General features: G+C 62.8%; 11 protein-coding genes. 10 read left to right on the top strand and 1 reads right to left on the bottom strand.

Annotated features, from left to right (window positions below):
• Nucleotides 1-29: 29 nt before the first annotated feature.
• The 7 genes from ACUXUR_RS05360 (at nt 30) to ACUXUR_RS05390 (ending at nt 8,054) form a co-directional block, all read left to right on the top strand.
• Nucleotides 30-1,823, top strand: coding sequence for an acyl-CoA dehydrogenase C-terminal domain-containing protein (locus ACUXUR_RS05360; protein ID WP_445501315.1), 1,794 nt, complete (start codon nt 30-32; stop codon nt 1,821-1,823).
• 27 nt (nt 1,824-1,850) lie between these two features.
• Nucleotides 1,851-3,059, top strand: a complete 1,209-nt coding sequence (locus tag ACUXUR_RS05365) for an acetyl-CoA C-acetyltransferase (RefSeq protein WP_445501316.1) — start codon at nt 1,851-1,853, stop codon at nt 3,057-3,059.
• Nucleotides 3,060-3,202: 143 nt separating this feature from the next.
• Nucleotides 3,203-5,407, top strand: coding sequence for an FAD-dependent oxidoreductase (locus ACUXUR_RS05370; RefSeq protein ID WP_445501317.1), 2,205 nt, complete (start codon nt 3,203-3,205; stop codon nt 5,405-5,407).
• Between the two features lie 198 nt (nt 5,408-5,605).
• Nucleotides 5,606-6,115 (top strand): DinB family protein, encoded by a 510-nt coding sequence (locus ACUXUR_RS05375; protein WP_445501318.1) that lies wholly within the window; start codon nt 5,606-5,608, stop codon nt 6,113-6,115.
• Nucleotides 6,112-6,660 carry a thioesterase family protein gene (locus ACUXUR_RS05380; protein WP_445501319.1) on the top strand — a complete coding sequence of 183 codons (549 nt, stop codon included), beginning with the start codon at nt 6,112-6,114 and terminating at the stop codon, nt 6,658-6,660. Before ACUXUR_RS05375 ends, ACUXUR_RS05380 begins: the two co-directional genes overlap by 4 nt.
• 54 nt (nt 6,661-6,714) lie before the next feature.
• Entirely contained in the window at nt 6,715-7,338 is a 624-nt protein-coding gene (locus tag ACUXUR_RS05385) for a 2-hydroxychromene-2-carboxylate isomerase (protein ID WP_445501320.1), read from the top strand.
• Nucleotides 7,339-7,346: 8 nt separating this feature from the next.
• A complete protein-coding gene (locus ACUXUR_RS05390) occupies nt 7,347-8,054 on the top strand; it encodes an aspartate/glutamate racemase family protein (protein ID WP_445501321.1) in 708 nt (235 codons plus the stop codon).
• A 108-nt stretch (nt 8,055-8,162) separates the two neighbouring features.
• Here the strand turns inward: ACUXUR_RS05390 and ACUXUR_RS05395 are convergent, their stop codons facing one another.
• Nucleotides 8,163-11,672, bottom strand: coding sequence for a hybrid sensor histidine kinase/response regulator (locus ACUXUR_RS05395; protein WP_445501322.1), 3,510 nt, complete (start codon nt 11,670-11,672; stop codon nt 8,163-8,165).
• A 186-nt stretch (nt 11,673-11,858) separates the two neighbouring features.
• Here ACUXUR_RS05395 and ACUXUR_RS05400 point away from each other — a divergent pair, with 186 nt between their 5' ends.
• The 3 genes from ACUXUR_RS05400 to mscL are packed head-to-tail and all read left to right on the top strand — an operon-like array spanning nt 11,859 to nt 13,325.
• Complete coding sequence (locus ACUXUR_RS05400; protein ID WP_445501323.1) at nt 11,859-12,293, top strand: DoxX family protein; 435 nt, start codon at nt 11,859-11,861, stop codon at nt 12,291-12,293.
• Nucleotides 12,294-12,304: 11 nt separating this feature from the next.
• Nucleotides 12,305-12,832: a VOC family protein gene (locus tag ACUXUR_RS05405; protein ID WP_445501324.1), complete on the top strand. Its 528-nt coding sequence runs from the start codon at nt 12,305-12,307 to the stop codon at nt 12,830-12,832.
• Between the two features lie 58 nt (nt 12,833-12,890).
• Nucleotides 12,891-13,325: a large conductance mechanosensitive channel protein MscL gene (gene mscL, locus ACUXUR_RS05410; protein WP_445501325.1), complete on the top strand. Its 435-nt coding sequence runs from the start codon at nt 12,891-12,893 to the stop codon at nt 13,323-13,325.
• The last annotated feature ends 109 nt before the right edge of the window (nt 13,326-13,434 follow it).

Below are 13,434 nucleotides of genomic sequence, written 5' to 3' on the forward strand. Positions count from 1 at the left end.
TGCCGCCATCCGTTTCGGAGGAAGAGCGAATGCCGATTTACAAGGCCCCTGTCGAAGACGTCATGTTCCTCTTGAATGATGTCTTCCCCATCCAGCGCCACAACAATCTGCCCGGCTTTGCCGATGCGACGCCGGATGTGGTTGAGGCGATCCTCGCCGAGGGCGCCAAGCTCTGCGAGGAGGTGTTCGCGCCCCTCAATCTCACGGGCGACCAGGAGGGATGCACCCGCAACGCGGATGGCTCGGTGACGACGCCGAAGGGCTTCAGGCAAGCTTATGAGGCCTATGCCGCCGGCGGCTGGATGGGCCTATCCGCGCCTGAGGAATACGGCGGCCAGGGACTGCCCTCCGTCCTGAATACCGTGATGCAGGAATTCATCTCCTCGGCGAACTTGGCGCTCGGCATGTATCCGGGCCTGACGCAAGGCGCCATCGCGGCGCTCCTGGTGCACGGCACCGAAGAGCAGAAGCGCACCTATCTGCCGAAGATGATCGAGGGCGCCTGGACCGGCACCATGAACCTCACCGAGCCCCATTGCGGCACGGATCTGGGCCTGCTCAAGACAAAGGCCGTTCCGAACGGCGACGGCTCCTATGCCATTTCCGGCACCAAGATCTTCATCTCCGCCGGCGAGCACGACATGGCGGACAACATCGTCCATCTCGTTCTCGCGCGCATCGAAGGCGCGCCTTCCGGCACCAAGGGCATCTCGCTCTTCGTCGTGCCGAAATTCCTCGTGAAGGACGATGGCTCGCTGGGCGAGAGGAACGGCGTCTCCTGCGGCTCGCTCGAGCACAAGATGGGCATTCACGGCAACGCCACCTGCGTCATGAACTATGACGGCGCAAAGGGCTGGCTCGTGGGCGAGGAGAACCGCGGCCTGAACGCCATGTTCGTGATGATGAACGAAGCGCGTCTCGCGGTCGGCGTGCAGGGGCTCTCGCAATCCGAAGTCGCCTATCAGAACGCCGTCGCCTATGCGAAGGATCGCCTCCAGGGCCGCTCGCTCACCGGACCGAAATTCCCCGACAAGCCCGCCGATCCGATCATCGTGCATCCGGACGTGCGCCGCACGCTTCTCTCCATCAAGTCCTTCAACGAGGCGGCGCGCGCGCTCATCGTCTGGACCGGATTGAACAGTGACATCGCGCATCGCTCTTCGGATGAGGCGCAGCGTCAGGCGGCTGAGGATTTCATGGGACTCCTGACGCCGGTGGTGAAGGGCGTGCTCACCGATCTCGGCTTCGAGAACGCCGTGAAGGCGCAGCAGATGTTCGGCGGTCACGGCTATATCGAGGAATGGGGCATGTCGCAGTTCGTGCGCGATGCCCGCATCACCATGATCTACGAGGGCGCGAACGGCATCCAGGCCATGGATCTCGTCGGCCGCAAATTGGCCAAGGACGGCGGCCGCGCCGTCATGGCCTTCTTCAGCGAGGTGGGCGCCTTCTGCCAGGAAAACGCGGGCGACGAGAACCTGAAGGGCTTCATCGCGCCCCTGCAGCAGGGGCTCGGTCATCTGCAGCAGGCCACCATGTGGTTCATGCAGAACGCGATGGCAAAGCCCGACAACGCAGGGGCCGGCGCGACAGACTACATGCACCTCTTCGGCACCGTCGCGATGGGTTACATGTGGGCCAAAATGGCGAAGGCCGCGCACGCTAAGAAAGCGCAAGGCAATGGTACACCTGAGACGATGGATGCAAAACTGCTGACAGGCCGCTTCTTCATGGAGCGTATGATGCCGGAGACCGGCGTGCGCCTGGCCCGCATTTCGTCCGGCGCGGATGCCACCATGGCGATGCCCGTGGAATCTTTTTAAACGACGCGAAGAACTTGGGAGGCCCTCATGGCCGATGCTTTTATCTATGACGCCGTTCGCACCCCGCGCGGGCGCGGCAAGCCGGACGGCTCGCTTCACGAGGTGCCCACCGTCGATCTCGCCGTCACGGCACTCGATGCCATCCGCAAGCGCAACGATCTCGATCCGATGCTGGTGGAGGATGTGGTGCTCGGCTGCGTCGATCCGGTCGGCGAGGCGGGCGGCGACATCGCCCGTGCAGCGGCCCTCAAGGCCGGCTTCGGCAAGGAAGTGCCCGGCGTGCAGATCAATCGCTTCTGCGCCTCAGGACTCGACGCGGTCAATCTCGCCGCAGCGCAGGTCATGTCGGGCATGAAGGATATCGCCATCGGCGGCGGTGTCGAATCCATGAGCCGCGTCGGCATGGGCGCGTCCGGCGGCGCATGGCCGGTCGACCCCGGCATCGCCATTTCCAACTACTTCCTGCCGCAGGGCATCTCGGCGGATCTCATCGCCACGAAATACGGCTTCACCCGCGACGACGTCGATGCCTATGCGGTTGAGTCGCAGAAGCGCGCGGCAAAGGCCTGGGACGAGGGACGCTTTGCGAAGTCCGTCGTGCCAGTGAAGGACGTGAACGGTCTTACAATCCTGGCCAAGGACGAGCACATGCGCCCCGGCACCGACATGCAGTCGCTCGGCCAGCTGAAAGCGGCCTTCGTGCAGATGGGCGAAATGGGCGGCTTCGATGCAGTGGCGATTGCAGCGCATCCGGATGTGGAGTTCATCGACCACGTGCACCATGCGGGCAATTCCTCCGGTATCGTGGACGGCGCGTCCGCCGTGCTCATCGGCTCAAAAGAAGGCGGCACGAAGATGGGGTGTAAGGCCCGCGCGCGCCTGAAAGGTTTCGCCTCCATCGGCTCCGATCTCGCCCTCATGCTCACCGGGCCCATCGACGTGTCGGAGCTCGCGCTTAAAAAGGCAGGCATGACGAAGGATGACATCGATCTCTTCGAGATCAACGAGGCGTTCTCCGCCGTGGTGCTGCGCTACATCCAGGCGCTCGATCTCGATCCGGCGAAGGTCAACGTGAACGGTGGCGCGATCGCCATGGGCCATCCGCTCGGCGCCACCGGCGCCATGATCCTCGGCACGGTGCTCGACGAACTGGAGCGCACCGACAAGCAGACGGCCTTGATCACGCTCTGCGTTGCCGCCGGCATGGGCACGGCTGCCATCATCGAGCGGGTTTGAGGAAACACAACGCCAGCATCCTCATCCTGAGGAGGCGCGAAGCGCCGTCTCGAAGGACGAGGCGGATCAGATGCACACTGGATCATCCTTCGAGACGCCCGCCGAGGCGGGCTCCTCAGGATGAGGTCCGAGGGAGGATTAAGATGAACTTCGCTAATTTCCGCTTCGAGGTCGATGCCGACGGCATTGCGCTCGCCACCTGGGACATGCAGGACCGCTCCATGAACGTCATCACCCCGCAGGTGATGGACGAGCTGTCCCAGATCGTCGAAAAGGTTGCCGGTGACGAAGCCATCAAAGGCTGCGTCATCACGTCTGGCAAGGAATCTTTCTCGGGCGGTGCGGACCTCACCATGCTCCAATCCTCCAACGCGCAATATCTGCGGCTTGCCAAGGAGAAGGGCGAGGAGGCAGCGACTGCGTTCCTCTTCGAAGAGTCGCGAAAGCTCTCGCTGCTCTATCGCCGGTTGGAGACCTGCGGCAAGCCGTTCGCGATTGCGATCCATGGCGTGTGTCTCGGCGGCGCCTTCGAGTTGGCGCTTGCCTGCCATTTCCGTGTTCTGTCCGATGTCGATTCCACCCGCGTCGGCCTGCCCGAGGTGAAGGTCGGTCTCTTCCCTGGCGCTGGCGGCACGCAGCGCGTGGCGCGTCTGATGCAGACCGGCGACGCCCTGCAGATGCTCTTCAAGGGCGAGCAGCTCCGTCCGCTCATGGCGCGCAACATGGGCCTTGTCCATGCCGTCGCGCCGCGCGATCAGATCGTGCAGACGGCGAAAGACTGGATCAGGAACGGCGGATCGGCCGTCGCGCCGTGGGACCAGAAGGGCTTCAAGCTGCCCTCGAACAAGGTCTATTCCGCCGCCGGCATGCAGATCTGGCCTCCGGCCAATGCCATCTATCGTCGCGAGACGCAGGACAATTACCCGGCGATCCGCGCGATCCTGGAAACGGTCTACCAGGGCCTGCAGCTGCCGATGGATCTCGCCTTGAGGGTGGAGTCGCGCTGGTTCGCCAAGATCCTGCGCTCAAAGGAAGCGGCGGCGATGATCCGCACCCTCTTCATCTCCATGCAGGACCTGAACAAGGGCGCGCGCCGTCCGAAAGATGTGCCGCCGACGACCATCAGGAAGGTCGGCGTGGTCGGTGCGGGCTTCATGGGCGCGAGCGTGGCCTATGTCACCGCCAATGCGGGTCTCGAGGTGGTGCTGATCGACCGCGACGTGGAGGCTGCGGAGAAGGGCAAGGCCCATTCGCACAAGCTCATGTCCGATCAGATCATGAAGGGTCGTGCCAAGACGGCTGATCGCGACGCGCTGCTCGGGCGCATCAAGGCAAGCGCCGATTACAGCGACCTTGCCGATTGCGATCTCGTGATCGAGGCCGTGTTCGAGGATCCGGCGGTGAAGGCCGAGGTGATCCGGAAGGTGGAGGCTGCGATCCGTCCGGATTGCATTTTCGCCTCCAACACCTCGACGCTGCCGATTACCGGCCTTGCCAGGAACTCCGGGAATGCGGGCCAGTTCATCGGCATCCACTTCTTCTCGCCGGTCGAGAAGATGATGCTCGTCGAGATCATCATGGGCAAGGAGACAGGCGATAAGGCGCTCGCCACGGCGCTCGATTACGTGCGCCTGATCAGGAAGACGCCCATCGTCGTCAACGATTCACGCGGCTTCTTCGCCAACCGTTGCGTGCTGGCCTACATTCTCGAGGGCCATCTCATGTTCACGGAGGGCTTGCCTGCCGCGATGATCGAGCAGGCGGGCAAACAGGCCGGCATGCCGGTCGGCCCGCTTTCGCTCAACGACGAGGTCGGCGTCGATCTCGGCCTCAAGATCCTCAAGGCCACGAAGGCGCAGCTGGGCGATGCCGCCATCGTCCCGCAGCAGGAGGAGCTGCTGACAATTCTCGTGGAGAAGGAGGGCCGCCTCGGACGCAAGAACCGGAAAGGATTCTACGATTATCCGGAGAGCGGCCAGAAGCGTCTGTGGCCGAGGCTGAAGGAGCTTCAGTCGAAGCATGTGGAGCCGGAGCTCGTCGACATGCAGGAGTTGAAGCAGCGCCTTCTCGTGACGCAGGCTCTCGAAGCCGCGCGCACCTTCGAGGAAGGCGTCGTCACCGATCCGCGCGAGGCGGATGTCGGCTCGATCCTCGGCTTCGGCTTCGCGCCTTATACAGGCGGTGCCTTGTCCTACATCGACTTCATGGGTGCGAAGGCCTTCGTGGAACTGTGCCAAAGGCTGCAGGCCCGGCATGGCGAGCGCTTCGCCCCGCCGAAGCTGCTTCTCGACATGGCCGCTTCCGGTGAGACCTTCTACGGCCGCGCCGCGGCGAAGAAGGCGGCTTGAGCATGGCGCTTCGTCATCCCCGGCCTTATGCCGGGGATCCACGTCTTGGGAAACGCCGCACCATAAAGACGTGGAAGCCCGCGACAAGCGCGGGCATGACGGGTGAACGGCCATGACCGAAGGGATAGGACAAGGCTATCTTGACCGATGCCTCGCAGCATCGCATGGCGAGAAGACGGACACGAAGGAGCCTTTGCCATGAAGCCGCACTTTGCCATGATGGCGGCCTACAATGCCTGGTGCAACGCGCGCCTCTATGAGGCGGCCGCGCAGCTGTCGGATGAGGATTACCGTGCGGATCGCGGGGCGTTCTTCAAGTCCCTGCATGGCACGTTGAACCATATCCTCGTGGCGGACCGCATCTGGTTGAAACGCTTCACGGGAGAGGGAGAGGTCGCGAACCGGCTCGATGCGATTCTGTTCGAGAGCCTGTCCGATCTCCGGCAAGCGCGCCGGAAGGAGGACGAGCGGATCGTTGCCTATATCGATGGCTTGTCCGAGGCCGATCTCGCAGGAAAGATCCGCTATCGGACGATGTCGAGCCCGACCGAGATCGAACAGCCTCTGGCTCCGGCTCTCATGCACTTCTTCAATCACCAGACCCATCATCGCGGCCAGGCCCATTGCCTGCTGACCGGCTTCGGTCTCGATGCGCCGTCTCTCGATCTCATCGCATTTCAGCGCATCAGCGGAATGGGCATGGCATGAATCTGTGGCTGCGCGTTCTTCATCTCGTCATCGCTTCGTTCTACAGAGCAAAGCTCGATCCGGTGAAGGACGTCTCGCGCCTCACATTCCGGGTGTGGCCGCACGATCTCGATACATCGCTGCATATGAACAACGGGCGCTACTGGACTCTCATGGATCTGGGACGCACGGATATCATGATCCGCTCACGCCTGTGGCGCCCCGTTCTCAAGCATGGCTGGGTTCCCGTGGTGAATGCAGGCCAGATCCGGTTCCGGCGCGAGATGCGGCTGTTTCAGCCCTTCACCCTGGAGACGCGCATTCTCACCTGGTCCGAGGGGCATGTGGTGATGGAGCACCGGCTGGTCTCGAAAGCCAGGGACGGAAGCCCGATTCTCAATGCCATCGCGCTGGTCAGGGCGGGCCTCTATGACCGGAAGGAGCGCTGCTTCGTTTCCATGGACCGCCTCCTGTCGGAAATCGGCCTGCAGGCGGAGCCTCCTGTGGCTGCGCCCGAGGTCGAGGCGTTTCTTCATGCAGAAGAGACGTTGAAGAGAGCGGCATGATGGTTCAAGGTTAGGCCCATCTTCCTTTGACCCGAACCGTGAAGCTTGGAACCCATGCCCCGCGTCATCGACTATTATTTCTCGCTCGTGAGCCCCTGGGCCTATATCGGCCATGCTCCCTTCATGGAGATCGTGCAGCGGCACGGGGCTGAGGTGAACTTCAAGCCCGTGTTCCTGGGCCGCGTCTTCTCCGAGACCGGCGGTCTGCCGCTGCCTCAGCGCCACCCCGCCCGGCAGCGCTATCGTCTCGTCGAGCTCCAGCGCTGGCGCGAAAAGCGTGGGTTGTCCTTCTCCATCAGCCCGAAGCATTGGCCCTTCGATGTGAACCTGGCCGATCGCACCGTGATTGCGATCACGACCACTGGCAAGAGCCCGGATGCCTTCCTGCGCCGCGCCTTTGCCGCCGTGTGGGAGGAGGAGCGCAATCTTGCCGACCCGCTCGTTCTCACCGAGCTTGCGGAGCAGGCGGGCCTCGATTCCTCCGCCCTGATGGACATCGCCACCGGCAGCACCACGGAGGCGATCTACGCGCTCAATCTCGAGAATGCCATAGCGGCAGACGTATTCGGCTCTCCGTCTTACGTGCTCGACGGCGAAGTGTTCTGGGGCCAGGACCGCCTCGATCTGCTCGACGATGCGCTGGGCAGCGGGCGCGCAGCCTACAAGCCTGTTACTTGAGGCTTATTATGCAGCAGCAGAAGACCATCGGGCTCATCGGCGGGATGAGCTGGGAGAGCTCGGCCGAGTATTACCGCATCATCAATCAGGAAATGCTGCGGCGCCTAGGCGGCGTGCATTCGGCGCGCAGCCTCATGTGGTCTGTCGATTTCGATGAGATCAAGCAGCTCCAGCATGCGGGCGAATGGGACAGGCTCGCCGAGGTCATGAAGGATGCGGCTCTTCACCTGGAGCGGGGAGGGGCCGATTTCATCGTGCTGTGCACTAACACGATGCATCGTTTGGCCGATGCAATCATGTCTTCGGTCAGCATCCCGCTGCTCCACATCGCAGATCCCACTGCAGAAAAGATCAAGTCTGCGGGCATCCGGCGCGTGGGCCTGCTCGGCACGGCCTTCACCATGGAGCAGAACTTTTACAAGGGGCGCCTGCAGACGCAGCACGGTCTCGATGTGATCGTGCCCGATGCGGGCGACAGGCAGGTCGTGCATGACGTGATCTACAAAGAGCTTGTGCTGGGCAAGATCAATCCGGAATCCAAGAAGGCCTACCGCGCCATCATCGCACGCCTGATCGAGAAGGGAGCGCAAGCCGTCATTCTCGGCTGCACCGAGATCATGCTGCTGGTGTCGGAAGAGGACAGCGCGGTGCCTCTCTTCGACACCACGACCATCCACGCGATTGCTGCGGTCGATCATGCTTTGAAGTCTGATTGATACTCTCGTCATGGCCGGGCTTGTCCCGGCCATCTCGTTCCGAAGAGTGCTGTGCTTCTTTTCACCGAGATCACTGGCACAAGCCCGGTGATGGCGATGCGCCGGTGCTTATTCGGCCGCCACTCTGGTGGCACGCCATTGCGTGAGAAGTGCGCGCAGAGCTGCAGGCTTCAAGGGCTTGTTGAGCACATGCACGTTCATGGCGGCGGCTGCATCCCGCACGACGGGCGTGCGGTCGGCGGTCACGAGGACGGCTGGCGTATCCACGAGCGTCTTCCAGCGCAGAGCCTTGATCAGTTCAAGGCCATCCGTGTCGTCGAGGTGGTAATCGGCGATGATCACTTCAGGCAGGCCCCTGTGGGTCCGGAGGGCTTGATGGGCCGTGTCGAGATCGGAAGCCGTCCACACGTCGCAACCCCAGCCCGACAGCAGCAGGCGCATGCCCTCCAGAATGGCCGGCTCGTTGTCGATCACGAGCACGCGCAGTCCTGAGAGAACGGTCGTTGGTGCCTTCGGCGGCTCGGGTGCCGCAACGGTTTCAGGCAGAGCCGCGACCACGGGCACCTCGACGCGGAAGACCGAGCCGCGCCCCACCTCCGACTTGAGGGTGACCGGGTGCTTCAGCACGCGCCCGAGGCGCTCCACGATGGAGAGGCCGAGTCCAAGACCTCGCGCGGCCTTCGCACCCTGGTCGAGACGCTGGAACTCGCGGAAGACGATTCTCTGCTTCGAGGGCGGAATGCCGAGACCCGTATCCCACACCTCCAGGATAAGGTGTGAGCCGCGATGGCGCGCGCCAACGAGAACGCGGCCTGTCGGCGTGTACTTGATCGCGTTGGATATGAGGTTCTGCAAGAGGCGGCGCAGCAGGCGACGGTCGGAACGCACGGTGAGCGAGGATGACACGAAGGTGAGCTTCAAGCCCTTCTCCTTCGCAATCGGATCGAACTCGCGCTGCAACTGGCGGAGCAGCTCGTCCATGCGGAAGCTCGACCATTGCGGCTTCATCGCGCCTGTATCGAGGCGTGAGATATCGAGAATAGCCGTGAGGATTTCCTCAACCGCATCGAGCGAGGCGTCGATGTTCTCGGCAAGCGTTGCATCGCCAGTCTCGCGATCGCGCTCCACAAGCGATGTCGCATAGAGGCGCGCCGCGTTGAGTGGCTGCAGAATGTCGTGGGATGCGGCGGCGAGAAAGCGCGTCTTGGAAATATTCGCTTCATCCGCTTCCGCCTTCGCGCTGCGGAGTGCCTCGTTGAGGCGGGTCAGTTCTTCCGTACGCTCGCGCACGCGCTGCTCGAGCGTCTCGTTGGCGCGGCGGCTTTCTTCCTCCGCCAGAACGGTCTCGGTCACATCCGTATAGGTCGTCACGTGGCCACCATCCGGCAGCAGGTTCGAACGGATCTCGATGACCTTGCCGGACGGATAGAGCTTGAGGCGCACAGGCTCCACATCATGCTGGAACGAGTGCAGCCGTGCGGCCACCTGATCGTCGATCCGGCCCGGTCCGTAGGAGCCACGCGCGGCGTTGTAGCGGACGATGCGGTCCATGCCGATGCCGACCTGCACGAAGTTGGGTGGCATGTCATAGAGATCGATGAAAGCCTGGTTCCAGGCGAGCAGCCGCAGGTCGCGGTCGATCACGGTGATGCCCTGCTTGGCATAGTTGAGGGCATGCTGAAGCAGATCGCGGCTGTGCTGAATAGCGGCAGACGCGTCGTCGAGCAGCTTGAGGGCCGCTTCCGTCGAAACGGTGCGCCGACGCAGCAGAAGCGACAGCGCCAGACGCGAAGAGGCCGTGCCGATGGCGGAGGCCAGCAGATGCTCCGCGTAGCGCAGAAGGTGAATATCGGCTTCGGCGCGCGGCTCCAGACTCTGCCCGCGGCTGTGGCTGAAGCCCTCGAACGAGCGGGTCGTGCGCTCCTCGCCCAGATAGCGGGAAACGGTGGCGCGAAGTTCGTCGACGGTCACGCTGGCGCGGAAGAGGCGGAAGCTCGGCGCAACGGAGGTGTGCGGCTCCCCGACGAAAACATTCGCCTGGATCTGCTCCATGGCCGTGACGGGGCGCCAGAGCGAGAACCCGATATAGCAGAGAATGTTGAGGGAGAGGCTCCAAACGACGCCGTGCGTGAGCTGGGGCAGGTCGACACCGAAAAGGGCGGTGGGTTTGAGAGCTTCGATGCCGAAGGGGCCGGAGACCACCACGTCGGACCAGAACACGCCATCCCAGACGAGGCTTGGCAGGAGTAGTGTATAGAGCCAGGTGAGGAAGCCCACGATGAGGCCGACGCTGGCTCCGAGCGCGGTGCCGCGCGACCAGATGAGTCCGCCGATGAAGACAGGCGCGACCTGCGCGACAGCAGCGAAAGAGAGAAGACCGATGGCTGCGAGCGCGGCCTCGCCGGAAGCGCGGTAATAGGCATAGCCCAGCAGGATCACCAGCACGATGGAGATGCGCCGCACGGCGATAACGAAGCTGCCAGGATCCACGCCGGCAAAGGCGCGGCGGCGCAAGACGATGGGCATGACGAGGTGGTTTGAGATCATCACCGCGATGGCCACGGAATCGACGATGACCATCGCCGTCGCAGCGGAGAAGCCGCCAAGGAACGTCAGGACCGCAATCGTGCCGGCCTGATTGGCGAGCGGCAGCGCCAGCACGGTCATGTCGCGATCGATCCCATCGCCTGGAAAAGTGACGATGCCAGCAAGCGCAATTGGAATGACGAACAGATTGATGAGGATGAGATAGAGCGGGAACATCCAGGCGGCCCGCTTCAGATCGCGAAGGGAGTGGTTTTCCACCACTGTCACGTGGAATTGGCGAGGGAGCAGCAGGGTGGCGATGCTCGAGAGAAGAATAAGGGTAATGAAGCTGCCGAAGCCCGAAGTCCGCTCAAGCAGGCTGTCCGTCGTGCCCTGAGCGATGAGACGCTCCACGATGCCGTCATAGCCATCGAACATCACGAAAGTCACATAGCCGCCGACGACCAGGAAGGCGACGAGCTTCACGATGGACTCGACCGAAATCGCCATGATGAGGCCGTCCTGGTGCTCGGTGGCATCGGGATGGCGCGTGCCGAAGGCGACGGCGAAGCCTGCGAGCACCAGGGCGACGACCAGCGCGAGATCGCCGATGAACGGCAGGTCCGGTGGCGGCATTCCGTTGGCTTTCGTCAGGAACACGTCGAGGGAGGACGAGACCGCCTTCAGCTGAAGGGCGATGTAGGGAATAGAGCCTATGAGGGCAATCAGGCTGACGATGGCGGCGACGCGCTCGCTCTTGCCGTAGCGGGCGGCGACGAAGTCGGCGATGGAAGAGATGTTCTGCGTCTTGGCAACCTGGATCACACGACGGACGAGGGCGTGTCCCAAGGTGATCACCAGGATCGGGCCGATATAGATGGCGAGAAAATCGAGGCCCGAGCGGCTGGCCAGCCCTACGGAGCCGTAGAAGGTCCAGGAGGTGCAATAGACCGCAAGCGCGAGCGAGGCAATGGTGGAGCGCCATGGCCCCTGGACGAAGCGCCTGCCGGTAGTGTCTCCCCAATACGCAACCGTGAACAGGAAGCAGAGATAAACCAGCGCCGATAAGACAACCGCCCAGGTGGCGACCATATGCTCAAAACCCTTAAACTCTCAGCTGGAACCAGCTTTACTCTCTGGAGATGGCAAGCGCCACTGGCAGGAGCGTGCAGGGAGAGAGGATCTCACTCTATCAGGGTGAGTTGATATTCCATGGCATGGATTATCATTCTGATGGAATGAGGTCATATGGGGCCTATCGAGTTTCAGGAGACCCCCATGATCGATACCCGCACTGCTCCCTACGCCGCGCTCATTCTGCGCGTCACCCTCGGCGCACTCTTCCTGGCCCATGCAGGCCTGAAAATCTTCGTCTTCACCCCCGCCGGAACGGCTCAGTTCTTCGGCAGCCTCGGCCTGCCCGGGTTCCTCGCCTATGCGGTGATCCTGGCCGAGGTTCTGGGCGGTGTTGCCCTGATCGCCGGCTTCTATGCCCGCTGGGTGGCTTTGGCCCTCATTCCGATCCTGCTCGGCGCCATCTTCACCGTGCATGGCCCGGCCGGCTTCTTCTTCTCCAACCCGAAGGGCGGCTGGGAATTCCTGGCGTTCTGGATCGTGGCGCTGCTGGCGCAGGCTCTCCTGGGCGAGGGCGCCTATGCTCTCAAGTCCGGATCGTTGAAGGCTTCTCCCGCGTTGTCCGTTCGCTCGGCTTGAGTGAAACAGCCATGACCCAACCTATCCCCAATGAGGCCGCCGGACTTCCGGCGGCTCGTCCCATCGATCCGGGTGTCCGGATCGGCCATGTCCACCTCAAGGTGGCGGATCTCGAGCGTTCGCTCGCCTTCTATTGCGGCGTGCTCGGCTTCCAGTTGATGCAGCGCTATGGCCGGCAGGCCGCCTTCGTCTCGGCGGGCGGCTATCACCACCATATCGGCCTCAACACCTGGGAGAGCCAAGGCGGCTCCCCGCCGCCTCCCGGCACGACAGGCCTCTATCACGTAGCGATCCTCTATCCCACGCGGGCGGCTTTGGCCGATGCTCTCCATCGTCTGATCGAGGCGGGCATTCCGCTGCAGGGCGCAAGCGACCATGGCGTGAGCGAGGCGCTTTACCTGAGCGATCCGGACGGCAACGGCATCGAGCTCTATGTCGACCGTCCCCAGGATCAGTGGCCGCGCACGCCTGACGGAGAACTTCAGATGGTCACCCGCCATCTGGACCTTCACGGCCTCCTGGCGGCTCGGGAGGCTTGACGATATTCCTTGATCGGGCACCTTTATGCTTGTCGGCCAAGCACAAGGAGGTCCGGTCATGTGGAACGAGTTCAAGCAGTTCGCCCTGCGCGGCAATGTCGTCGATCTTGCCATCGGCATCATCATCGGTGCGGCCTTCGGCAAGATCGTGGATTCCCTTGTCGGCGATGTCTTCATGCCGATCATCGGCGCCGTCACAGGCGGCCTCGACTTCTCGAACTACTTCACGGCGCTCTCAGGCAACGTCACGGCGCAGTCGTTGGAGGAAGCCAAGAAGCAGGGTGCGGTGCTCGGCTGGGGCAACTTCATTACGGTCGCGATCAACTTCATCATTATTGCCTGGATCCTGTTCCTTCTCGTCAAAGGCATGAACCGCCTGCGCCGCACCGAGGATGCCAAGACCGGCACGGCAGACAAGCCGCCGGAGATCCCGGCGGATGTGAAGCTCCTCACCGAAATCCGCGATCTCCTGAAGACCGGCCGTACGGTGTGATCCATCACCCGTTTCGATGAAACCCTTAGCTTCTTGTCATGGGTACCTTCTGAAGGCTTGCCATCGGCGGGGGGACAGGTCATCCCTGTTCACCCGTTTGGCAAGGATT

This window comes from Microvirga medicaginis (genome assembly GCF_052658925.1).

Excerpts from the sequence above, each read along its gene's own strand:
- ACUXUR_RS05360 (WP_445501315.1), top strand. The coding sequence starts at position 30 with ATGCCGATTTACAAGGCCCCTGTCGAAGACGTCATGTTCCTCTTGAAT.
- ACUXUR_RS05365 (WP_445501316.1), top strand. The coding sequence starts at position 1,851 with ATGGCCGATGCTTTTATCTATGACGCCGTTCGCACCCCGCGCGGGCGC.
- ACUXUR_RS05370 (WP_445501317.1), top strand. The coding sequence starts at position 3,203 with ATGAACTTCGCTAATTTCCGCTTCGAGGTCGATGCCGACGGCATTGCG.
- ACUXUR_RS05375 (WP_445501318.1), top strand. The coding sequence starts at position 5,606 with ATGAAGCCGCACTTTGCCATGATGGCGGCCTACAATGCCTGGTGCAAC.
- ACUXUR_RS05380 (WP_445501319.1), top strand. The coding sequence starts at position 6,112 with ATGAATCTGTGGCTGCGCGTTCTTCATCTCGTCATCGCTTCGTTCTAC.
- ACUXUR_RS05385 (WP_445501320.1), top strand. The coding sequence starts at position 6,715 with ATGCCCCGCGTCATCGACTATTATTTCTCGCTCGTGAGCCCCTGGGCC.
- ACUXUR_RS05390 (WP_445501321.1), top strand. The coding sequence starts at position 7,347 with ATGCAGCAGCAGAAGACCATCGGGCTCATCGGCGGGATGAGCTGGGAG.
- ACUXUR_RS05395 (WP_445501322.1), bottom strand. The coding sequence starts at position 11,672 with ATGGTCGCCACCTGGGCGGTTGTCTTATCGGCGCTGGTTTATCTCTGC.
- ACUXUR_RS05400 (WP_445501323.1), top strand. The coding sequence starts at position 11,859 with ATGATCGATACCCGCACTGCTCCCTACGCCGCGCTCATTCTGCGCGTC.
- ACUXUR_RS05405 (WP_445501324.1), top strand. The coding sequence starts at position 12,305 with ATGACCCAACCTATCCCCAATGAGGCCGCCGGACTTCCGGCGGCTCGT.
- mscL (WP_445501325.1), top strand. The coding sequence starts at position 12,891 with ATGTGGAACGAGTTCAAGCAGTTCGCCCTGCGCGGCAATGTCGTCGAT.